The sequence below is a fragment of the Pseudomonas sp. A6 genome, from assembly GCF_052367875.1.
Classification (GTDB): Bacteria; Pseudomonadota; Gammaproteobacteria; order Pseudomonadales; family Pseudomonadaceae; genus Pseudomonas; species Pseudomonas citronellolis.
Map to the genome: position 1 here is coordinate 3,396,634 of NZ_CP198970.1, position 21,339 is coordinate 3,417,972.

A 21,339-nucleotide genomic window follows, 5' to 3' on the forward strand; every position below is an offset into this window, starting at 1 on the left:
TAGCCATGGCCCCTGCAACACCCGTCGCCGACGGCTTCGTCTATGCCTCGCTGGAGCAACTGATGCTGCTGGAGCACCAGGTGCGCGGGCTCAGTTTCCTGTCGCGGCAGCCGCTGTCCAGCGTGCTTTCCGGCAACCATGCGGCGCGCCTGCGCGGCCGCGGGCTGAGCTTCGACGAGCTGCGCCAGTACAGCCCCGGGGACGACCTGCGGCACCTCGACTGGCGCGCCTCGCTGCGCTACGGCAAGCCCTTCGTGCGCAGCTACACCGAGGAGCGCGACCGCCCGACGCTGCTGCTGGTGGACCAGCGCATGAGCATGTATTTCGGCTCGCGGCGCTACTTCAAGTCGGTGACCGCGGCGGAGCTGGCGGCCATCGGCGCCTGGATGGCCTTCCACGCCGGCGACCGGGTGGGCGGGCTGGTGTTCGGCGACCAGCGCATCGACTACGTGCGCCCGCTGCGCAGCCGCGCGCGGGTCGAGGCGCTGTGCTCGGCGGTGATCCGCCACAACCATTCGCTTCACGCGACACGCACCGACGACGAGTCGCCGGGGCAGCTCGACCGGGTGCTGCGCGAATGCCTGGCGGTGGCCGGGCACGACGCGCTGATCGTGATCATCAGCGACTTCGCCGGCGTCGGCCCGCAGACCCTGCAGCTGCTGCGCCAGCTGGGCGCGCACAACGACGTGCTGGCACTGCAGGTGTTCGACCCCATCGCCCTGAAGATTCCCGACCGCGGCCGCGTCACCGTGACCCAGGGCGAGCTGCAGGTGGAGCTGGAAGTGGGGCGGCGCCAGGTGCACCGGCCCCTGGGCGAGTTCCTTTCCGGGCGCCTGAAGGACGTGGCCACCTTGCTGCGCCGCAGCCAGGTGCCGTTGATGATGTTCAGCACCGGCCGCGAGAGCCTGGAGCAATTGCGCGGCGAGCTGGGCCGGCTATCGGGCGTGCCGCGATGAGCCTCGCCGCGGTACCGAGCATCGACCAGCTGCAGGAGCTGGCCCTGCCGCCGCCGGCCACCGGCTACTGGCCGCAGACCTGGGGCTGGCTGGTGCTGGCGCTGGTGTTGCTGGCGCTGCTGGTGGCCTGGGGCATCTGGCGCTACCTGCGCTGGCGGCGCGACCGCTACCGGCGCGAGGCCCTGGCCCTGCTGGAAGAGTTGAGCGCCGCCCTGGACGATCCGCAGCGCCGCCTGGGCGCCCTGCGCGAACTGCCGCAGCTGCTCAAGCGCGTGGCCCTGTCGCTGCCCGGGGGCGAGGCCGCGGCGCGGCTGGGCGGGGAGCAGTGGCAGGCGTTCCTGCAGCGGCGCAGCGCCACCCCCTTGCCGGCGGACCTGGCGCAGCGCCTGGCGCTGCTGGCCTATGCCCCGGCGGAGCGCCTGCAGGCGCTGGCCGACGGCGACGTACAGGCATTGCTGGCGGCCTGCCGGCACTGGATCGAGGCCCACCATGTGGCAGTTTGACTACCCCTGGCTGCTGTTCCTGCTGCCGCTGCCCTGGCTGGTGTACCGCTACCTGCGCGCCTACCACGAGTCGCGCAGCGCCCTGCGTGTGCCGTTCTTCGCCGCCATGAGCCGCGCCACCGGCCAGGCGCCGGGCAACGGCAAGGCCGGCGGCGGGCGCTGGCAACTGGCGCTCAACCTGCTGGTGTGGGCCCTGCTGGTGGCCGCCTGCGCGCGCCCGGTGCTGGTGGAGAAGCCCATCGAGAAGGAGCGGCCGATCCGCGACCTGATGCTGGCGCTGGACATCTCCCAGTCCATGGAAACCCGTGACTACACCGACTCGGGCGGGCAGAAGGTGGACCGCCTGACCGCGGTGAAGAGCGTGGTGCGCGACTTCATCGCCAAGCGCAAGGACGACCGCATCGGCCTGATCGTCTTCGGCACCGGCGCCTTCCCCCAGGCCCCGCCGACGCTGGACCACGCCAGCCTGTCGACGCTGCTGGACGAAGTGGGCATCGGCATGGCCGGGCCCAACACCGCGCTGGGCGACGCCATCGGCCTGACCATCAAGCTGCTGGCCGACGCCAAGGAGCAGGAAAAAGTGCTGATCCTGCTCACCGACGGCAACGACACCGCCAGCGCCATCACCCCGGACCACGCGGCGGCCATGGCCCGCGAGCGCGGCATCGTGGTGCACACCATCGGCATCGGCGACCCCGCCGCCAGCGGCGAGGCCAAGGTGGACCTGGACAGCCTGCGCGGCATCGCCCAGACCACCGGCGGGCGTTTCTTCCGCGCCGGCGACAGCGGCGCCCTGCAGCAGGTGTATGCGACCCTCGACCGGATCACCCCGCACAAGGTGAAGACCTTCAGCCACCAGCCCAAGCGCGACCTGTTCTGGCTGCCCCTGGGTGCCGCGCTGCTGGCCCTGGTGCTGGCCCACGGCCTGGCGGCCCTGGCCGGGCGTGTCAGTACGCCGGGCCGGCGCCAGGCGCAGGCGGAGGGTTGAGATGGACATCGACCTCGCCGCCTTCCACTTCCTGCGCCCGCTGTGGCTGCTGACGCTGCTGCCGGGCGTGCTCCTGCCGCTGCTGTGGACGCGCCGCCACGACCTGGTGCGGCGCCTGGACGGCATCATCGCCCCGCACCTGCTGCAGCACCTGGTGATCACCCCGCAGGACAACCAGCGCCTGCGCCCGGTGCACCTGCTCGGCGCCTTGCTGGTGCTGGGCGGCATCGCCGCCGCCGGGCCGACCTGGGAGCAGGACCGCCCGGCCTTCCTCGACAACCGCGCGCCGCTGATCCTGGCCCTGGACCTGTCGCCCTCGATGGACGCCGACGACGTGCCGCCCTCGCGCCTGGAGGCGGCCAAGCACAAGCTGCACGACCTCATCCAGCGCCGCGCCGGCGGCCGCACCGCGCTGCTGGCCTACGCCGGCAGTGCGCACCTGGTGCTGCCGGCCACCGAGGACCCGGCGCTGCTGGACAGCTTCCTCCAGGCCCTGGCCAGCAACCTGATCGAGCGCCAGGGCAAGGACGCCCTGGGCGCCATCGAGGTGGCCAAGCGTCTGCTGGCCGCCGAGCAGGCGCCGGGCACCCTGGTGCTGGTCACCGACGGCGCCGACCGCGAGCAGTTCGCGGCCATCGGCAAGGCCCTGCAGGACAGCGAACTGCAGGTGCTGGTGCTGGCCGTGGGCAGCCAGGACGGCGGCCTGCTCAAGGGCGGGCAGGAGGACGCCGAGGGCCGGCCGCTGCTGGCGCGCTTCGACGCCGAGGGCCTGAAGGGCCTGGCCGACGCCGCCGACGCGCCCCTGGGCAGCCTGACGCTGAACGACGACGACCTGGACTGGATCGAACTGCACGCCCAGCAGCACTTCCAGGCGGCCCAGGACGACGGCCGCGAGCTGCACTGGAAGGATGCCGGCTACTGGCTGTGCTGGCCGTTGCTGGTGCTGGCGCTGCTGGGTATCCGCAAGGGCTGGCAGGTGCACTGGATGGGCGCGGCGCTGCTGGCCCTGGGCCTGGGCTGGGCGGCGCCGCCGGCCCACGCGGGGCCGCTGGCGGACGCCTTCTTCACGGCCGACCAGCAGGGCCGCTGGGCCTTCGAGCACGAGCATTACCCGCAGGCTGCGGCGCACTTCCAGGACACCTACTGGAAGGGCATCGCCGCCTACCGCGCGGCGGACTATCAACTGGCCCTGGCCACCTTCGCCCGGCTGGACACGGCGCCGGCGTACTTCTACCTGGGCAACACCTACGTGCACCTGTCCAAGTTCGAGCAGGCCATCGCCGCCTATCGTCAGGCCCTGGCGCGCCAGCCGCAGTTCCCCGAGGCGCAGGCCAACCTGGCCCTGGCCGAGGCCCTGCAGAAGGACCACGACGCCCAGCAGGAGGCCGGACCGCCGGACGAGAAGGCCGACAAGGAGGTGTTCGACAACACCGCCGGCAAGGGCAAGACGGTGCCCAGCCAGACCGGCCAGGCCAGCTCCGACGAGCAGTGGCTGAGCAACCTGACCACCTCGCCGGCGCGCTTCCTCAAGCGCAAGTTCCTGCTGCAGGACGCCGCCCACGCCCCGGCCACGGAGGCCAGCCCATGAAGCGCCTGTTGCTGTGCCTGCTGCTGGCCCTGTCGCTGCCGGCCCTGGCCGACGACCCCGTGGTGAAGGTGCGCAGCCAGTTGCTGCCGGGCGATTCGGTGCTGGTGGGCGGCACCCTCGATCTGCAGGTGGACGTGCTGGTGGACACCTGGTTCAGCGCCGCGCCGCAGTTGCCCAAGTTGACGCTGGACGGCGCGGTGGTCTCGGTGCCCAGCGGCGAGGCCACGCACCTGAACGAGCAGATCGACGGCAAGCCGTTCTTCGGCCTGCGCTACAGCTACCAGATCACCCCGCAGCAGGCCCGCGCCTTCGACATTCCCGCCCTGGCCATCCAGGTGCAGCCGGGGCAGGGCAGCGGGCCGCAGACGGTGAGCACCCAGGCCCTGCATTTCACTGCCCGCGAGCCCGCCGGCGGGGAGGCCGCGGGGCAGCGCCTGGTGGCCCGGCAACTGACCTTCAGCCAGGCGCTGGAGCTTTCGCACAAGCCGCTGCGGGTGGGCGACAGCGTCACCCGGCGCCTGCGCGTGCAGGCCGAAGGGGCCCAGGCGATGCTCATCCCGGCGCCGGTGTTCGCCGAGGTGGACGGCCTTAAGCGCTATGTGCAGTCGCCCAGCGTGGGGCCCCTGGGCGATGGCCGTGGCGGCGTGGATGGCGGCCAGCGCGAGGATGCGGCGACCTACGTGGTGAGCGAGGCCGGGCACTACAGCCTGCCGGCCATCGAGCTGCACTGGTGGGACGCCAGCACGGGCGAGCAGCACACCGCCACGCTGCCGGCCCTGGCGCTGGAGGCCAAGGGCGAGGCCGGCTACCAGGCGCCGTTCTCCATCACCGAGGACCTGCGCCGCCTGGGCCAGCGGGCCCAGCTGCACATCGCCGGGCACTGGCTGGTGGTCGGCCTCGCCCTGGTGCTGCTGGCGGCCCTGGCCTGGGCCGCGAACACCTGGGGCGCGCCGCTGGTCGGCCAGTGGCGCGCCTGGCGCCAGCACCGCCGCGAGGCCTGGCTGGCTTCGCCCGAATACGCCTGGCGCCAGGTGCGCCCGCAGCTGGCGGGCTCGCCGCCGCAACTGGGGGCGCTGTACCTGTGGCTGCGCCGGCGCACGGGATGTCGCGAAATGAGCAGCGCCTTTGGGCAATTGCCCGAACCGACTGTCAATTATTTGCTAGCGTTTTTCAGAACTCGCTATGGACGCGAACACCGCGCAGACACTTCGGCGCAGTTGCTCGAGGCCCTGCCCGGGCTGCCGAAGGCCGTCGCCGAACACGACAGCCCGCCACCGGCGCGCTGCAGCCTCAAGCCGTTGAACCCATGAAGCAAGGACGTCCCATGTACCCACAACGCACACTGCCCAGCCTGCGCTGGATCTTCGCCCTGCTGCTCTGCCTGCCGTTGCTGGCCCAGGCGGCGGAGGTGCTGCCGTCGTGGAACGACGGGCCTTCGCGGCAGGCCATCGTGAAGTTCGTCGAGGCGGTCACGACCGAGGGCGACAAGGGCTACGTGGCGCCGGCCGAGCGCATCGCCGTGTTCGACAACGACGGCACCCTGTGGAGCGAGCAGCCGATGTACTTCCAGGTGCTGTTCGCCCTGGCCGAGGTGAAGCGCATGGCGCCGCAGCACCCGGAGTGGAAGACGCAGATGCCGTTCAAGGCGGTGCTGGAGGATGACCAGAAGGCGCTGGCGGAAACCGGCATGCGCGGCCTGCTGGAAATCGTCCTGGCCACCCATACCAACATGAGCACCGAGGCCTTCACCGCCAACGCCCAGCGCTGGCTGGCCAGCGCCAGGCACCCGCGCAGCGGCAAGCCCTACACCGAGATGGTCTACCAGCCGATGCTGGAGCTGCTGGGCTACCTGCGCGAGCACGGCTTCAAGACCTACATCGTTTCCGGCGGCGAAGTGGCCTTCATGCGCGCCTTCGCCGAGGAGGTCTATGGCATTCCGCCGGAGCAGGTGATCGGCACCACCTTCGCCACCCGCTTCCAGGACGAAGAGGGCGCGCTGTCGATCCAGCGCCTGCCCAAGCTCACCCACAACGACGACGGCGCCGGCAAGCCGCAAAGCATCGACGCCATCATCGGCCGCCGGCCGATCCTCGCCTTCGGCAACTCCGACGGCGACCTGCAGATGCTGCAGTGGACCACCGCGGGCGAAGGCCTGCGCTTCGCCGGCCTGGTGCACCACACCGACGCAGAGCGCGAATGGGCCTATGACCGGCAGAGCAAGGTCGGCCGCCTGGACAAGGCGCTCGACGAAGCCACCGCCAAGGGTTGGACGGTGGTGGACATGGCGAAGGAGTGGAAACGGGTCTACCCGTTCGAACAGCAAGCGGGAAACAACTGAGAACCGCAGGAGCACGAGGGGCGCCAGCCAGTCAGTCGGCGCTCCCGGTGAACGTAGTCGTGGCTCACGACAAGCAAACCGGAAGGGAGTAACACCTACATGAAACGCACGGGAAGATGGTTGTCGCAGTTCGCCCTGGCGGCGACGGCGATAGTCGGATGTTCGCTCGCCAGTGCCGCTGACAAGCCGAACATCCTGGTGATCTTTGGCGACGACGTCGGCCAGACCAACATCAGCGCCTATTCCTTCGGCGTGGTCGGCTACAAGACGCCGAACATCGACCGTATCGCCCACGAAGGCATGATGTTCACCGACTACTACGCGGAGAACAGTTGCACCGCCGGCCGTTCCACCTTCATCACCGGCCAGTCGGCCCTGCGCACCGGCCTGTCCAAGGTGGGCATGCCCGGCGTGCCGGTGGGCCTGCAGGACCGCGACATCACCATCGCCCAGGCGCTCAAGGCCCAGGGCTACGCCACCGGCCAGTTCGGCAAGAACCACCTGGGCGACCGCGACGAGTACCTGCCGACCAAGCACGGCTTCGACGAGTTCTTCGGCAACCTGTACCACCTGAACGCCGAGGAAGAGCCCGAGCGCCCGTACTGGCCGAAGGACGACGAGGCCTTCACCAAGGCCGCCACGCCGCGCGGGGTGATCCACTCCACGGCCGACGGCAAGATCGAGGACACCGGCCCGCTGAACAGCAAGCGCATGGAGACCATCGACGACGACACCACCCAGGCCGCCATCAACTTCATGGACAAGCAGGTGAAGGCCGACAAGCCGTTCTTCGTCTGGATGAACACCACGCGCATGCACCTGTTCACCCACGTGCGTGATTCGATGAAAGGCCAGAGCGGCATGCTCGGCAACGAGTACGCCGACGGCATGGTCGAGCACGACGGCGACGTCGGCAAACTGCTCAAGGCCCTGGATGACCTGAAGATCACCGACAACACCATCGTCGTCTACACCACCGACAACGGGCCGAACCAGTTCTCCTGGCCGGACGCGGCGACCACCCCGTTCCGCAACGAGAAGAACTCCAACTGGGAAGGCGCCTACCGGGTACCGGCGATGATCCGCTGGCCGAACCACGTCAAGCCGGGCACCGTCTCCAACCAGATGTTCTCCGGCATGGACTGGTTCCCGACGCTGCTCGCCGCGGTGGGTGACACCGATATCAAGGACCGCCTGCTCAAGGGCGCCAATATCGGCGGCAAGAACTTCAAGGTGCACCTGGACGGCTTCAACCAGCTGGACTACCTGACCGGCAAGTCCGACAAGGGCGCGCGCGACGAGTTCTACTACTTCAACGACGATGGCGACCTGGTGGCCATGCGCTTCGGCGACTGGAAACTGGTGTTCTGCGAGCAGCGTGCCCCCGGCGGCTTCGCGGTCTGGAGCGAACCCTTCACCTGCCTGCGGGTGCCCAAGCTGTTCAACCTGCGCATGGACCCGTACGAGCGGGCGGACGTGGTCTCCGACCAGTACTACGACTGGCTGACCAAGAACGACTACCTGCTGTTCCAGGGTGAGCGCAAGGCCGCGGCCTTCCTGCAGACCTTCGTCGAGTACCCGCCGAGCCAGCGCCCGGCCAGCTTCAGCATCGACGCGGTACGCAAGGCAGTGGACCAGAAGATCGAAGAGAAGATGAAACAGGGCGGCAAGCAGTAAGCCGCATGACGGGCGCCGCGATAGTGGCACCCGAAGCCCGGCCCGCGACGGTTCCGCCGTCGCGGGCCTTCCTCTGTCCGACAAGGCCGTCCCAATGCCCTCAGCCGCCAGCCCGTCCCGCATGAGCCCCCGTTGCAGCGCAGCAGAACAGGCCCGCCCGCGGGCGCACCTGGCCATGGCGCTGCCGGCCCTGCTGATGTTCGTTTCCGGTGGCGCGGCCCTGGTGTTCCAGGTGCTGTGGGTGAAACAGCTTTCCCTGGTGGTGGGGGTGGAGGTGTATGCCGTCACCACCGCCATCAGCGCCTTCTTCGCCGGCCTGGCCCTGGGCGGCCTGGCCTTCGGCCGCTGGGCCGACCGCCTGCGCCGGCCGGTGCGCCTGTATGCCGGCCTGGAACTGCTGGTGGCGCTGCTGGGCGTAGGCGCCACCTTCGCCCTGGCCCATGCCGCCGGGGCCTTCGCCCGCCTGGAGGCCAGCCTCGGCCTGCTGGCCTGGCTGTTGCCCTTCGCCCTGGTGGGGCTGCCGGCCTTCTTCATGGGCGGCACGCTGCCGGTGCTGGTGCGTGCGCTCAAGCCCGTCGAAGGCCAGCTGGGCCGCGCCGGCGGCGGGCTGTACGCGGCCAATACCGCCGGCGCCATCGCCGGCACGCTGCTGGCCGCCTTCGTGCTGCTGCCGGCCCTGGGCGTGCTGGGCAGCGCCTGCGCCGCCGCCGGCTTCAACCTGCTGGCCGCTGCCGGCGCCTTGCTCGCCCGCCGCGAAGCCGTGGAACCCGCCGCGCCCGCCGGGCAGGTTGCGCCGCCGCGCCGCCCGGCCGCGCGCCTGGCCATCGCCCTGTACTGCGTGGCCGGTGGCGTGGCCCTGGGCTACGAAGTGGTGTGGACGCAATCCATCGTGCAGTTCATGAGTACCCGCGCCTTCGCCTTCGCCGTGGTGCTGGCCACCTACCTGTGCGGCCTGGTGCTGGGCAGCGCGCTGTACGCCAGGCGCGCCGACCGCCTGCGCGACCCCTGGGGGCTGTTCGGCCTGCTGATCGCCGCCGCCGGGCTGCTGGCCATTCTCCAGGTCGCCGGCCTGGGCGCCTGGCTGGTGGGCGCGCAGACCCGCGCCGAGGCGCTGGTGCTGGGGCTGGGCGGCAGCGAGCTGGCCGGCATGTGTGCGCGCTTCGCCGTGGCCGCGCTGTGCGTGGTGTTCCTGCCGACGACCCTGCTGGGCGCCGCCTTCCCCCTGGCCCTGCGCCTGGCGGTGGACAGCGCCCACGTCGGCCGCGACGTCGGCCGGGTGGTGGCGCTCAACACCCTCGGCGGCATCCTCGGGGTGATGCTCACCGGCTTCGTGCTGGTGCCCGGCCTGGGCCTGGTGCGCACCCTGGCGCTGCTCGCGGCGCTGGCCGCGGCCGTCGGCCTGCTGGCGGTGTGGCGCGGCGAAGGGGTGGGCAAGCGGCTGCGCCTGGGCGTGGTGCTGGTCGCGGTGGCCACCCTGGCCGTTGGCGCGCTCACTTCGCCCCGGCACCTGGCCGAACTGATGCCGGCGGCGCGCCACGGGCAGATCACCTTCTACGAGGAAGGCCGCGGCGGCACCGTGGCGGTGGTGGAGCAGGGCAGGGGGCAGAACCGCTTCAGCCGCCTGTACATCCAGGGCGTGTCCAACACCGGCGACGCCATGCCCTCGCTGCGCTACATGCGCCTGCAGGCGCTGCTGCCGCTGCTGGTGCACGACGGCGAGCCGCGCTCGGCGCTGGTGATCGGCTTTGGCACCGGCATCACCGCCGGCGCCATGCTGCGCTACCAGGGCCTGCAGCACCCGGTGGTGGCCGAGCTGCTGCCCGAGGTGCTGGCCGCCGCGCCACACTTCAAGGGCACCTTCGACGCCCGCCACGACCCGCGCCTGGAGATCCGCCTGCGCGACGGCCGCCGCGAGCTGCTGCGCAGCGCCGAGCGCTACGACATGATCACCCTGGAGCCGCCGCCGCCCTCGGCCGCAGGCGTGGTCAACCTGTACTCGCGGGACTTCTACCAGCTGGCCGCCAGCCGCCTGGAGCAGGGCGGCATCGTCGCCCAGTGGCTGCCGCTGCCGACGCAGAACGAAGAGGACAGCCGCGCGCTGGTGCGCAGCTTCATCGACCTCTTCCCCCACGCCTGGCTGTGGACCACCGAGTTCCACGAGATGCTGCTGGTGGGCTCGCTGCAGCCGCTGCGCCTGGACGTGCCGCGCATCCGCGAGCGCTTCGCCCAGCCGGAGGTTTCCGCGGCCCTGGCCGAGGTGGGGGTGGACTCACCGGAAGCGCTGCTGGCCACCTGGGTGACCGACCGCGCCGGGCTGGAGAGCTTCGCCGGCGACGCGCCACCGGTCACCGACGACCAGCCGCGCATCGAGTACGCACCCTGGGTGCGCGCCAAGGAGATCACCCGGGTGCTGCCGGCGCTGCTGGCGCTGCGCCGCGCGCCACCGCTGGAGGGTGCCGAACCATCCTTCCGCGCCGCGGTGGACGACCACTGGACGCGCCTGCGGCGCTTCTACGACCTGAGCCTGCACGCCTACCGCGGCGACCGCCAGGCCTGGGCGCGGGACGCCCGCCAGGTGGTCCGCGACGACGGCGATAATCCCTATTACCGCTGGTTCCTCGGGGCGCCGTAGCCAGGAGCAGCAGGATGACTCCGGGTTCTCCGGCGGCGCCGAACGGCCCCCTCTCCCTCCGGGAGAGGGCTGGGGTGAGGGTTACGGACTTCGCCCATACACCTCTGCCAACCCTTACTCCGCTCCCCCACCCTAACCCTCCCCCGCAAGCGGGAGAGGGGACCGTTCGGCGCGATGCGGAATCACGAGCTCCCTGGCTCCACCATCTTCTCCCACGGTCCGAGAGCCATCGTGCACGGGCTTCGGTGCAGCGGCCAACGGCGTATAACCGCGAACGGTTATACGCCCTACGATGGGAATCACCACGTCGCCAGGAGTACCAGGATGACTCCGGGTTTTCCGGCGGCGCCGAACGGCCCCCTCTCCCTCCGGGAGAGGGCTGGGGTGAGGGCAACGGACTTCGCCCACACACCTCTGCCAATCCTGACTCCGCCCCCCCTCCCTAACCCTCCCCCGCAAGCGGGAGAGGGGACCGTTCGGCGCGAGGCAGAATCACGAAGCTCCCTGGCTCCGCCATCAGCTCCTGCGACCCCAGAGCCGTCGTGCACGGGCTTCAGCGCACCGGCCAACGGCGTATAACCGCGAACGGTTATACGCCCTACGCGTTCAGGATGACTCCGGATTCGCCGCTCGCTCCGAACGACTCCCTCTCCCTCCGGGAGAGGGCTGGGGTGAGGGTTACGGACTTCGCCTATACACCTCTGCCAATCCTGACTCCGCTCCCCCTCCCTAACCCTCCCCCGCAAGCGGGAGAGGGGACCGTTCGGCGCGATGCGGAATCACGAAGCTCCCTGGCTCCACCATCTTCTCCTGCGGCCCCAGAGCTTCGGTGCACCGGCCAATGGCGTATAACCGCGAACGGTTATACGCCCTACGCGCTCAGGATGACTCCGGATTCGCCGCCCGCGCCGAACGGCCCCCTCTCCCTCCGGGAGAGGGCTGGGGTGAGGGTTACGGACTTCGCCCACACACCTCTGCCAACCCTGACGCCACTGCGGCTCCAGCCTCGTAGGATGGGTTGAGCGAAGCGATACCCATCGCCATGGCCGCATGGGTTTCGCCAAGGCTCAACCCATCCTACGAGAAGCGCTTCGGTTACGCGCGCGGCCCCAGCAACTGGCGGCGGTATGCGCCGGGGGTGAGGGCGAACCAGCGTCGGCAGGCGCGGTTGAACACTGCCTGCTCGCTGTAGCCGAGCATGTTGGCGATCTGCGCCAGGGGGATGTCCCGCGCCGCCAGGTAGGTTTGCGCGCGTTCGCGGCGGACGCCCTCGACCACTTCCTCGAAGGTCAGCCCCAACTCGCCCAGGCGGCGCTGCAGGGTGCGCTCGTGCAGGCCCATCTGCTCGGCCACCAGGGGCAGGCGGCAGCGCTGGGTGGGCAGCATGCGCATGACCATGCGCCGCACCAGTTCGCCCAGGTCGCTGGCGCCTTCCTGCTCGAACTGGCTGAGGTACTGCACAAGGGTGCGGTGCAGCGTCGGGTCCTGCTGCTCGATGCGCTGCTGCAATTGGGCCTGGGTCAGCAGCATGGCGTAGCCGGCCTGGCCGCTGCGCACCTCGGTGTGGAAGTAGCGGCGGTAGCGCAGCAGGGGCAGCGGGCTGGCGCCGTGCAGTTCCACCGCCTGGGCCTTGAAGGCGGGGCCGCAGAGCAGCGTCATGGTGTTGTGCGTCACGCCCATGGCCAGTTCGGCCATCTGCCGCTGCTGCGTCACCCCGGGGATGCGCAGGGTGATGCTCAGCCGCGGGGCCTGGCCGGGCGTCTGGTCGAGGTCCAGCTGGATGCCCGGGCTGTGGTAGCCGATGAAGCGCACCACGTCGGCCAGCGCATGGGCCACGGTCACCGAGTGGCGGGCGATGGCGGCGATGGGGCCGAGCACGTGCAGGTTCTGGTACTCGGCCATGCGCAGGCCGAAGTCCGGGCAGTCCAGCTCGGCGGCGGCGCATTCCAGCAGCCCCACCAGCGAGCGGAAGGGCACCCGGGCGTCTTCGTCGTCGAGCAACTGCGGCTTGATGCGGAAGCGCTCCAGGTAGGCTGCCGGGTCCCGGCCGTGCTGGGCGACCAGCTCACGGAAGCCGGTGAAGGAGGTGGTGCGGATGAAGGGTTCCATGTCATGAAGAATCAATTATCTGTCATCAAAGATCAATCAATCCGTTCGCGTCCGGCAAAGAATCCATGGCGTTCCCATTCCCCTCACCCCGGAGCACCCCATGGAATTCGACTACATCATCGTTGGCGCCGGCTCGGCTGGCTGCGTGCTGGCCAACCGCCTGAGCGCCGACCCCAGCGTTTCCGTGTGCCTGCTCGAAGCGGGGCCCGAGGACCGCTCGCCGCTGGTGCACGCGCCGGCCGGCATTGCCGCCATCCTGCCGACGCACCACGTCAACTGGGCCTTCGACACCGTGCCCCAGCCCGGCCTGGGCGGGCGCATCGGCTACCAGCCACGGGGCAAGGTGCTGGGCGGCAGCAGCTCGATCAACGGCATGATCTACATCCGCGGCCACCACAGCGACTTCGACGACTGGGCGGCGCTGGGCAACCCCGGCTGGTCCTTCGCCGAGGTGCTGCCGTACTTCCGCAAGAGCGAGCGCCACCATGGCGGCGGCTGCGAGTACCACGGCGGCCAGGGCGAACTCTACGTCGGCAAGGTGGACGCCCACGTGGCTTCCCATGCCTTCATCGAGGCCGGGCTGCACGCCGGCCATCGCTACAACGAGGACTTCAACGGCGCCGAGCAGGAAGGCGTGGGCCACTACGAGGTGACCATCCGTGACGGCCGCCGCTGGAGCGCCGCCACCGCCTTCCTCAAGCCGATCCGCCAGGCGCGCGGCAACCTGACGGTGCTGACCGGCGCCCGTGCCGAACGCATCCTGCTGCAGGGCGGGCAGGCCTGCGGCGTGCGGGTGACGCACAAGGGCCAGCACCTGGAACTCAAGGCGCGCCGCGAGGTGCTGCTCAGCGCCGGGGTGTTCGGCAGCCCGCAGCTGCTGATGCTCTCGGGCATCGGCCCGGAGGCCGAGCTGAAACCCCATGGCATCCGCGTGGAGCACGAGCTGCCGGGCGTGGGGCAGAACCTGCGCGACCACCCGGACGTGGTGCTCTGCTACCGCAGCCACGACACCTCGCTGCCCGGCTACTCGGTGCGCGGCGGCGCACGCATGAGCGCGGCCCTGGCGCAGTACCTGGCCTGCCGCAGCGGCCCGCTGGCGAGCAACTTCGCCGAGGCCGGCGCCTTCCTGCGCACCGGCCCCGAGCAGAGCCGCCCCGACGTGCAGCTGCACTCGGTGGTGAGCCTGCTGGACAACCACAACCGCACGCTGCACTGGGGCCACGGCTTCAGCTGCCACGTCTGCGTGCTGCGGCCCAAGAGCGCCGGCAGCCTGGGCCTGCAGTCCGCCGACCCGGCCGCGGCGCCGCGCATCGACCCGAACATCCTCGGCCATGACGACGACGTGCAGACGCTGCTCAAGGGCTACCGCATGGCGCGGGAAATCTGCGAGCAGCGGCCCATGGCGCGCTTCGGCCTGCGCGACATGTACAGCAACGGCCTGCACAGCGACGAGCAACTGGTGGAGGTGCTGCGCCGCCGCACCGACACCATCTACCACCCGGTGGGCACCTGCCGCATGGGCCCCGACGAGGACGCGGTGGTGGACAGCCGCCTGAAGGTCCGCGGCATCGAGGGCCTGCGCGTGGTCGACGCGTCGATCATGCCGACCCTGGTGGGCGGCAACACCAACGCGGCGGCGATCATGATCGCCGAGCGCGCGGCAGGGTGGATCGGCGAGGCCTGAGCCGGCGCGGACCGGCTGTCGTGGAAAGAGCAGGGTGCGCCGGCCGCGTCGCCATCTTCGACTAGGCTTGCCTGGCATGGTCGAGCGCGCCGGCATTCGCGCGGCCCCTCGGCCCCGGTTCCCACTGCCCAGAGCCCTGCATGCCCCAGGCCCGCGACCTGATCATCTGCGAATACTGCGACGCCGTTTATGAGCGCGCGCCGTTGCAACGCCACCAGCGCGCGCTGTGCGTGCGCTGTGGCGGCGTGCTGCAGCGGCACACCGCGCTGACGCTGCAGCAGCGCCTGGCGCTGAGCCTGACCGGCGCCGTGTTGCTGGCCTTCGCCAATGCCTACCCGGTGATGACCATCAACATGAAGGGGCTGAGCAATTCGGCGACGCTGTGGGACTCGGTGATGATCCTCAGCAGCGGCAGCATCACCTTCATCGCCCTGGTGGTGGCCCTGGCCATCATCATCGCCCCGGTGCTGCAGGTGGGGCTGCTCACCTGGGTGCTGGGCTTCGCCCTGGGCGGCCGCCGCGCGCCGGCCTTCGCCCTGTGCATGCGCGCCCTGGAGGGGCTGCGGCCGTGGAGCATGCTGGAGGTGTGCCTGCTCGGCGCCATGGTGGCGGTGATCAAGCTGGCCGGGTTGCTGGAGGTGATCCCCGGCATCGGCCTGGTGGCCCTGGCGGCGCTGAGCGTGCTGCTGATCGCCATCGCCGGGCGCGACATCCGCGACCTCTGGGAGCTGGTATGAGCGCGCCGCCGCTGGCCCCGCAACTGAACCTGCGCCTGTGCCACGGCTGCGGCCATGCCTGCGACCTTGCGCGCAACGCCCATGAGTGCGAGCGCTGCGGCGCGCCGCTGCACGCGCGCAAGGCCGACGCCATCAACCGCGGCTGGGCCTACCTGGTGGCGGCGCTGGTGTTCTACGTGCCGGCCAACCTGCTGCCGGTGATGCGCACCGAGCTGCTCGGCCAGGGCGCGGACAGCACCATCGGCGGCGGCGTGCTGGAGTTCTGGGAAGCCGGCGCCTGGGACATCGCGCTGATCATTTTCATCGCCAGCATCGGCGTGCCGGCGATCAAGTTCTGCTCCCTCGGCCTGTTGCTGTTCACCGCCCAGCGCCGCAGCGCCTGGGCCCGCCGGCAGCGCTCGCAGCTGTACCGCTTCGTCGAGCTGATCGGCTACTGGTCGATGCTCGACGTGATGGTGGTGGCGCTGGTGGCGGCGCTGGTGCAGATGCGCGGGCTGGGCACCATCGAGCCGCGCCCGGGCATTCTGTTCTTCGGCCTGGTGGTGGTGCTCACCATGCTTTCGGCGATGAGTTTCGACCCTCGCCTGATCTGGGATGACGATCCGCACAAGGGAGACAGAAGCGATGGCGCAGGACACACATGACCCGGCCTCGCCGGGGCAGGCGGAGGTGCGCACGCGGCGCTGGAACCTGTCGCTGGTCTGGATAGTGCCGATAGTCGCGCTGCTGGTCGGCGCCTCGCTGGTGGTGCGCAACTGGATGCAGCAGGGGCCGGTGATCGCCATTTCCTTCGCCACCGGCGAGGGGCTGGAGGCGCACAAGACCCAGGTGAAGTACCGCAGCGTGGTGATCGGCGAGGTGACCTCGGTGGAGCTGGCCAGGGACCGCAAGGGCGTGCTCACCAAGGTGCAGCTGTCCAAGGAGGCCGAGTCCTTCGCCAGCCGTGGCGCGCAGTTCTGGGTGGTGCGCCCGCGCATCGGCGCCGGCGGCGTGTCGGGGGTGGACACCCTGCTCTCGGGGGCCTTCATCGGCGCCGACGCCGGCGAGTCCAGCGCGCCGGAGAAGAACTTCACCGGCCTGGAGTCGCCGCCGCCGATCACCTATGGCGAGAAGGGCAAGCGCTTCATGCTCACGGCCGACGACCTGGGTTCGCTGGATATCGGCTCGTCGATCTACTACCGGCGTATCCCGGTGGGGCAGGTGGTGTCCTACGCCCTGCGCCAGGACGGCAAGGGCGTGGACATCGGCGTCTTCGTCAATGCGCCCTACGACGCCTTCGTCACCCAGGACACCCGCTTCTGGAACGCCAGCGGCGTGGACCTGTCGGTGGACGCCAACGGCCTGAAGGTCAACACCGAGTCGCTGTCCTCGCTGCTGATGGGCGGCCTGGCCTTCGGCAACCCACCGTTCGCCGCCAACGCGGAGGCGGCGGCCGACCAGCAGCGCTTCCAGCTGTTCGCCGATCGCGACAGCGCCCTGGCGCCGCCCAGCGGCGTCGCGCAGCACCTGCGCTTCCGCTTCGACCAGTCGATGCGCGGCCTGTCGGTGGGCGCGCCGGTGGAGTTCATGGGCGTGGCCTTCGGCAAGGTCACCTCGGTGCAGCTGGACTACGACGAGGCGAAGCAGAGCTTCCCGGTGATGGTCGAGGCGGTGGTCTACCCGGCGCGCCTGGGCCCGGTGCACCAGAAGATGCTCAAGGCCTTCGGCCAGTCGCCCGGCGAGGAGGCGGCCCGCCGCCTGATCGGCACCTTCGTCGAGCACGGCCTGCGCGCCCAGGCCCGCAGCGGCAACCTGATCACCGGGCAGATGTACATCTCCCTGGACTTCTACCCCGATGCGAAGAAGGTGGCCTTCGACGTCGCGGCCCAACCGATCGCCATCCCCACCGTGCCCGGCAGCCTGGACAAACTGCAGGAGCAGTTGCAGGAAGTGGTGGAGCGTATCCGCAAGCTGCCGCTGGAGCGCATCGCCAACAACCTGGACGGCAACCTGCGCGAACTGCAGGGCAGCCTGAAGCAGTTCAACAGCCAGACCCTGCCCGGGGTGAAAGGCACCCTCGACGAGGTACGCAAGACGCTGCAGACGGCCAACGCCGCGCTGTCGGAGGACTCGCCGCAGCGCGAGAAGCTCAGCGACACCCTGGACGAACTGGACCGCATGTCGCGCTCGCTGCGCGACCTCTCGGACTACCTCGGCCGGCACCCCGAGTCGCTGATCCGCGGGCGCCCGAAAGCCGCGAACGCCAACGACCTGCAGCCCTGATAGCGGAATGCCAAAGGAGTGAATTCAGATGCCGAAGCTGCCGAAGCTGCTCATGGCCGGGCTGTTCCCGCTGTTCTGGGGCTGCAGCAGCGCGCCCATCCACTACCACACGCTGGTGCCCGCGCAACCGGGGCAGGGCGCGGCGACGGGGGTGCGCGTGGAGCGCGTGAGCCTGCCGCCGCAGGTGGACCGTTCGCAACTGGTGGTGCGCCAGGGCGGTAGCGGCCTGGCCATCCTGGAAACCGAATGGTGGGGCGCCAACCTGGTGGACGAGTTCCAGAACGCCCTGCAGGACCAGCTCGGCGGCCCGCCCGGCGCTGCGCCCAAAGCCCTGCTGCGGGTGGAGGTGCAGCGCTTCGACTCGGTGCCGGGGCGCTACGCGCTGCTGGACGCCACCTGGCGCCTGAAGCGCGCGGGCGGGCAGGGCGAGTTGAGCTGCCACACCACGGTGCAGACGCCGGCGCAGAACAGCGTGGAGAGCCTGGTGAGCGCGCACCAGACCAACCTGCGCCAGCTGGCTACGGCCATCGCCCAGGCCGCAACCGGCCAGGGCCGCTGCCCGGCGCCGTAGGCGCAAGCGGGCCAGCCCGCGATATCGCGCGCAGGGGGACCGGTGTGGTGGGGCAGCGTAGGAGCGGATCTCATCCGCGAATCGCGCCGGAGGTTCCGGCTATCGCGGACAAGGTCCGCTCCTTGTATGTCGACGACCCGCCATAACGGCGGGTAGTCTCCGGCTGATCACCGGAAGGAAGACCAGGAAGACGTGTCCGCTCCTAGGCTACGAGCCTGCACTGTAGATAGTCTCCTGCCTTCCCAATCCACTCGTGAGTCCGAACGGTATCTGGAGCCCCACCCCGGTGGTAGCTCGTATAGGCAAGGTTGGATGGAGTGGAGTGCTGATGATGTAAAGCTGTAAGAGGTAGCAGGAGTTATGGCCATCGTAGTTGGCGTGGATATCGCCAAGAAAACTTTCGACATTGCGGTTCTGCAGAGCAATGGCAAATACCGCACCAAAGGCAATCTGAGCAACGATCAGTCGGGCTTCAGCGTCTTTGACCAGTGGCTGCAAAAACATGCCGAGCCAGGGGCGTGGGTGGTGATGGAAGCCACCAACATCTATCACGAAGCTCTGGGCGATTATCTGTTGGCCCGGGGATATCGTGTCTGCGTGATGAATCCGGCACGTATCGCCAGCTATGCGCAAAGCCAGTTGCAACGGGTCAAGACCGACAAGGTCGACGCCAAGTTGATCGCCCTCTACGGCGCTCGGCATGCCGAGGATCTCCAGCTCTGGCAGCCGGACCCGGTGAGCGTGCGGCAACTCCGTGCGCTGGTACGGCGCTACGAAGAGCTCAAGGAGCTGTTCCAGATGGAAATCAACCGCCTGGAAACCGCCAAGAGCGACGTGGTGAAAGAGTCGATCCTGTCGGTCTCGGCCCATCTGGAACAGCAGATTGAACAGACGCTGGAAGCGATTCGCCAACATATCGACAACGATCCTGACTTGCGGGGCAAGCGCGATCTGCTGACGAGTATCGAGGGTATCAGCGACAAAACTGCAGCCCTGTTGCTGGCCGAACTTGGATCAATCAGCCGCTTCGAGAGTGCCCGGGCGGTCGTGGCTTTTGCAGGGCTCAATCCGAGGCTCAGGGAATCCGGTCAACACAAGGGCCAGGTGAGGATTTCAAAGATCGGCTCACGCCTCTTGCGGGCAGGCCTGTTCATGCCAGCCATCTGTGCCATGAGCCATAACCAGGCGATACGGGCACTGCGTTTACGGCTCGAGGAGAAAGGCAAAGCGGGTAAACAGATCATCTGTGCCGCCATGCGCAAGCTGCTGCAGATCGCCTATGGCGTCCTCAAGTCGGGCCAGCCATACAATGTGGAACTGGCCCTTGCTCGAGGCTAGGTGACACGGTATCTACGGGGGAGGAATACCGTGCCTCCCGGCAACCTGTAGGAGCAGGCCCTGCCTGCGATTCGCGCGCAGGGCGCGCTCCTACAGGGGAATGCTGTGGATGTAGCAGCGTAGGAGCGGATCTCATCCGCGAATCGTGCCGGGATGGCCGGCTATCGCGGACAAGGTCCGCTCCTACGGGGAGGAATACCGTGCCTCCCGGCAACCTGTAGGAGCAGGCCCTGCCTGCGATTCGCGCGCAGGGCGCGCTCCTACAGGGGAATGCTGTGGGTGTAGCAGCGTAGGAGCGGATCTCATCCGCGAATCGCGCCGGGATGTCCGGCTATCGCGGACAAGGTCCGCTCCTACGGGGGAGGAATACCGTGCCTCCCCGGCGACCTGTAGGAGCAGGCCCTGCCTGCGATTCGCGCGCAGGGCGCGCTCCTACATGGAAATGGAGTCGGGGGTGGCGTAGGAGCAGCTGTCTTGCAGGCCGCGCCGGAGCGCTCTTCGTAGGAGCGAGCTTGCTCGCGAACAGATTCCGCTACGGGGCTCATTCGCGAGCAAGCTCGCTCCTACGAGAAGCGGCGTTCCCTGCGAAGCACCGGCTTCAATGGAACGGATAGATGTAGTTCAGCCAGGAAGCCATGCGCAGCAGGATCTTGCGCATCACCGCCAGTTCGTGGGCGTGTTCGCTGTACACCGCGGCCTGGCCGAAGGAGCCGCCGGGCAGGGTGGCGCGGTACTGCTCGAAGGCGGGGTCGGTGATGTCGAGGATCACCGGCACGCGCCCCGGTGGCGGCGAACCGCTGAAGCTGATCAGGTTGCCGCCGGGCTGGATCTGGCCTTCGCCGATCACCGGCAGCACGCGCCGCACCTTGGCCTGGAACACCTGGCCGGGCAGGCCGTCGAAGGCGATCTCGGCGGCGTCGCCGGCCTTCAGGCGCAACTGGCTGTTCTGCCGCATCCAGGCGACGTAGAAGTAGTCCTCGTTGGGGATGAACACCATGGAGGGCCGGGTGGCGAAGCGCGTGGCGCGCACGCCGGGGCGCAGGATCAGCTGGGACACGATGCCGTCGGCCGGGGCGCGCACCGTGGTGCTGTCCAGGTCGTAGCGGGCGCCGATCAGTTGCGCCTCGATGGCGTTGACCTGGGCGGTGGCCTGGTCGAGGTCGCGGCGGTTGCCGACGTTGCGCTGCACCAGGGTGGAGGCGCGGTAGAGGTCGGCCTTGGCCGAGACCAGCTGGGCCTCCAGCGACTTGACCTTGCTTTCGAAGGGCGTCGGGTCCATGCGGAACAGCACGTCGCCTTTCTTCACAGCGCGGTCGCGTTCCACCGGCACCTCGACCACCTGGCCGCTGACGTTGGGCGAGATGGGCGTGCTGATGAAGTAGCTGCGGGCCACCTCGGAGTAGGGGTGGTTGTAGTTCATGAAGAACACCAGGCAGCCCACCAGGACCACGCCGCCGAGGGCGGCGGTGGGCACGGTCCACTTGTTCTTGGGAATGCGGAACAGCTTGAAGACGGCGACGCAGAGGGCGGCGTAGGTCAGCAGGAGCAGCGTTTCCATCTCAGTGGCTCCCTTCTTCGTGCGGCGCATGGGGCGCGGCGAGGGTGCGCTTGAGCTCCAGCAACTCGGCCTTGAGCTCCGCCAGCTCGCCTTCGGTGGCCGGCGCGTTCGGGTTGCCCATGCCCCAGCCGCGGTCCTCGCGGTAGAGCGTCGCCCAGATCCACAGCAGCGGCCAGATGACGTGCAGGGTGAACAGGCTCACCCAGCCGGCCACGTGGATGGAGTCCTGGTGCGGGTGGTTGCGCTCCTTGGCGATCTCGTAGGGGATGTCGTGGAGGGCGATGATGCCGTAGAAGAGGATCAGGGCGACGACGATGAGGATTCCCAGGGCCACGTAGTTCAGCATGGGCGATCTATTCCTTGTGCGGGGCCGGGCGACCAGGCGGGGTGGGCTGCCG

General features: G+C 69.4%; 17 protein-coding genes. 14 read left to right on the forward strand and 3 right to left on the reverse strand.

Annotated features, from left to right (window positions below; genetic code table 11):
- Positions 1-5: 5 nt before the first annotated feature.
- From ACTWJ5_RS15295 to ACTWJ5_RS15330, 8 genes are all read left to right on the forward strand, one after another.
- Positions 6-956: a DUF58 domain-containing protein gene (locus ACTWJ5_RS15295; protein ID WP_074982471.1), complete on the forward strand. Its 951-nt coding sequence runs from the start codon at positions 6-8 to the stop codon at positions 954-956.
- Positions 953-1,459, forward strand: coding sequence for a DUF4381 domain-containing protein (locus ACTWJ5_RS15300; protein ID WP_444439335.1), 507 nt, complete (start codon positions 953-955; stop codon positions 1,457-1,459). Before ACTWJ5_RS15295 ends, ACTWJ5_RS15300 begins: the two co-directional genes overlap by 4 nt.
- On the forward strand, positions 1,446-2,447 hold the full coding sequence (locus ACTWJ5_RS15305; protein ID WP_253391143.1) for a vWA domain-containing protein: 1,002 nt from the start codon (positions 1,446-1,448) through the stop codon (positions 2,445-2,447). The genes ACTWJ5_RS15300 and ACTWJ5_RS15305 overlap by 14 nt, the downstream gene beginning before the upstream one ends.
- A gap of 1 nt (position 2,448) precedes the next feature.
- A complete protein-coding gene (locus ACTWJ5_RS15310; protein WP_444439337.1) occupies positions 2,449-4,035 on the forward strand; it encodes a VWA domain-containing protein in 1,587 nt (528 codons plus the stop codon).
- Positions 4,032-5,345: a BatD family protein gene (locus tag ACTWJ5_RS15315; RefSeq protein WP_074982465.1), complete on the forward strand. Its 1,314-nt coding sequence runs from the start codon at positions 4,032-4,034 to the stop codon at positions 5,343-5,345. Before ACTWJ5_RS15310 ends, ACTWJ5_RS15315 begins: the two co-directional genes overlap by 4 nt.
- 14 nt (positions 5,346-5,359) lie before the next feature.
- Positions 5,360-6,373 carry an HAD family hydrolase gene (locus ACTWJ5_RS15320; protein ID WP_444439339.1) on the forward strand — a complete coding sequence of 338 codons (1,014 nt, stop codon included), beginning with the start codon at positions 5,360-5,362 and terminating at the stop codon, positions 6,371-6,373.
- Between the two features lie 99 nt (positions 6,374-6,472).
- The gene (locus ACTWJ5_RS15325; protein ID WP_253391146.1) at positions 6,473-8,050 is read left to right on the forward strand and encodes an arylsulfatase; all 1,578 of its coding nucleotides are present in this window, start codon (positions 6,473-6,475) and stop codon (positions 8,048-8,050) included.
- A gap of 121 nt (positions 8,051-8,171) precedes the next feature.
- Entirely contained in the window at positions 8,172-10,682 is a 2,511-nt protein-coding gene (locus tag ACTWJ5_RS15330; RefSeq protein ID WP_444439341.1) for a fused MFS/spermidine synthase, read from the forward strand.
- A gap of 1,095 nt (positions 10,683-11,777) precedes the next feature.
- Here the strand turns inward: ACTWJ5_RS15330 and ACTWJ5_RS15335 are convergent.
- Positions 11,778-12,791 (reverse strand): AraC family transcriptional regulator ligand-binding domain-containing protein, encoded by a 1,014-nt coding sequence (locus ACTWJ5_RS15335; protein ID WP_444439343.1) that lies wholly within the window; start codon positions 12,789-12,791, stop codon positions 11,778-11,780.
- Between the two features lie 100 nt (positions 12,792-12,891).
- Between ACTWJ5_RS15335 and ACTWJ5_RS15340 the strand changes: the two genes are divergently transcribed.
- The 6 genes from ACTWJ5_RS15340 (at position 12,892) to ACTWJ5_RS15365 (ending at position 19,383) form a co-directional block, all read left to right on the forward strand.
- Complete coding sequence (locus ACTWJ5_RS15340) at positions 12,892-14,475, forward strand: GMC family oxidoreductase (protein WP_444439345.1); 1,584 nt, start codon at positions 12,892-12,894, stop codon at positions 14,473-14,475.
- Between the two features lie 140 nt (positions 14,476-14,615).
- Positions 14,616-15,212, forward strand: coding sequence for a paraquat-inducible protein A (locus tag ACTWJ5_RS15345; protein ID WP_074982451.1), 597 nt, complete (start codon positions 14,616-14,618; stop codon positions 15,210-15,212).
- Complete coding sequence (locus ACTWJ5_RS15350) at positions 15,209-15,856, forward strand: paraquat-inducible protein A (RefSeq protein WP_444439348.1); 648 nt, start codon at positions 15,209-15,211, stop codon at positions 15,854-15,856. Before ACTWJ5_RS15345 ends, ACTWJ5_RS15350 begins: the two co-directional genes overlap by 4 nt.
- Entirely contained in the window at positions 15,837-17,474 is a 1,638-nt protein-coding gene (locus ACTWJ5_RS15355; RefSeq protein ID WP_444439350.1) for a PqiB family protein, read from the forward strand. The genes ACTWJ5_RS15350 and ACTWJ5_RS15355 overlap by 20 nt, the downstream gene beginning before the upstream one ends.
- Before the next feature lie 28 nt (positions 17,475-17,502).
- On the forward strand, positions 17,503-18,045 hold the full coding sequence (locus tag ACTWJ5_RS15360; protein ID WP_444439351.1) for a PqiC family protein: 543 nt from the start codon (positions 17,503-17,505) through the stop codon (positions 18,043-18,045).
- A gap of 360 nt (positions 18,046-18,405) precedes the next feature.
- Positions 18,406-19,383: an IS110 family transposase gene (locus ACTWJ5_RS15365; protein WP_444436200.1), complete on the forward strand. Its 978-nt coding sequence runs from the start codon at positions 18,406-18,408 to the stop codon at positions 19,381-19,383.
- 598 nt (positions 19,384-19,981) lie between these two features.
- Here ACTWJ5_RS15365 and ACTWJ5_RS15370 read toward each other — a convergent pair.
- Entirely contained in the window at positions 19,982-20,941 is a 960-nt protein-coding gene (locus tag ACTWJ5_RS15370) for an HlyD family secretion protein (protein ID WP_444439353.1), read from the reverse strand.
- 1 nt (position 20,942) lies between these two features.
- Positions 20,943-21,287: a DUF3302 domain-containing protein gene (locus ACTWJ5_RS15375; protein WP_074982440.1), complete on the reverse strand. Its 345-nt coding sequence runs from the start codon at positions 21,285-21,287 to the stop codon at positions 20,943-20,945.
- Between the last annotated feature and the right edge of the window lie 52 nt (positions 21,288-21,339).

Excerpts from the sequence above, each read along its gene's own strand:
- ACTWJ5_RS15295 (WP_074982471.1), top strand. The coding sequence starts at position 6 with ATGGCCCCTGCAACACCCGTCGCCGACGGCTTCGTCTATGCCTCGCTG.
- ACTWJ5_RS15300 (WP_444439335.1), top strand. The coding sequence starts at position 953 with ATGAGCCTCGCCGCGGTACCGAGCATCGACCAGCTGCAGGAGCTGGCC.
- ACTWJ5_RS15305 (WP_253391143.1), top strand. The coding sequence starts at position 1,446 with ATGTGGCAGTTTGACTACCCCTGGCTGCTGTTCCTGCTGCCGCTGCCC.
- ACTWJ5_RS15310 (WP_444439337.1), top strand. The coding sequence starts at position 2,449 with ATGGACATCGACCTCGCCGCCTTCCACTTCCTGCGCCCGCTGTGGCTG.
- ACTWJ5_RS15315 (WP_074982465.1), top strand. The coding sequence starts at position 4,032 with ATGAAGCGCCTGTTGCTGTGCCTGCTGCTGGCCCTGTCGCTGCCGGCC.
- ACTWJ5_RS15320 (WP_444439339.1), top strand. The coding sequence starts at position 5,360 with ATGTACCCACAACGCACACTGCCCAGCCTGCGCTGGATCTTCGCCCTG.
- ACTWJ5_RS15325 (WP_253391146.1), top strand. The coding sequence starts at position 6,473 with ATGAAACGCACGGGAAGATGGTTGTCGCAGTTCGCCCTGGCGGCGACG.
- ACTWJ5_RS15330 (WP_444439341.1), top strand. The coding sequence starts at position 8,172 with ATGAGCCCCCGTTGCAGCGCAGCAGAACAGGCCCGCCCGCGGGCGCAC.
- ACTWJ5_RS15335 (WP_444439343.1), bottom strand. The coding sequence starts at position 12,791 with ATGGAACCCTTCATCCGCACCACCTCCTTCACCGGCTTCCGTGAGCTG.
- ACTWJ5_RS15340 (WP_444439345.1), top strand. The coding sequence starts at position 12,892 with ATGGAATTCGACTACATCATCGTTGGCGCCGGCTCGGCTGGCTGCGTG.
- ACTWJ5_RS15345 (WP_074982451.1), top strand. The coding sequence starts at position 14,616 with ATGCCCCAGGCCCGCGACCTGATCATCTGCGAATACTGCGACGCCGTT.
- ACTWJ5_RS15350 (WP_444439348.1), top strand. The coding sequence starts at position 15,209 with ATGAGCGCGCCGCCGCTGGCCCCGCAACTGAACCTGCGCCTGTGCCAC.
- ACTWJ5_RS15355 (WP_444439350.1), top strand. The coding sequence starts at position 15,837 with ATGGCGCAGGACACACATGACCCGGCCTCGCCGGGGCAGGCGGAGGTG.
- ACTWJ5_RS15360 (WP_444439351.1), top strand. The coding sequence starts at position 17,503 with ATGCCGAAGCTGCCGAAGCTGCTCATGGCCGGGCTGTTCCCGCTGTTC.
- ACTWJ5_RS15365 (WP_444436200.1), top strand. The coding sequence starts at position 18,406 with ATGGCCATCGTAGTTGGCGTGGATATCGCCAAGAAAACTTTCGACATT.
- ACTWJ5_RS15370 (WP_444439353.1), bottom strand. The coding sequence starts at position 20,941 with ATGGAAACGCTGCTCCTGCTGACCTACGCCGCCCTCTGCGTCGCCGTC.
- ACTWJ5_RS15375 (WP_074982440.1), bottom strand. The coding sequence starts at position 21,287 with ATGCTGAACTACGTGGCCCTGGGAATCCTCATCGTCGTCGCCCTGATC.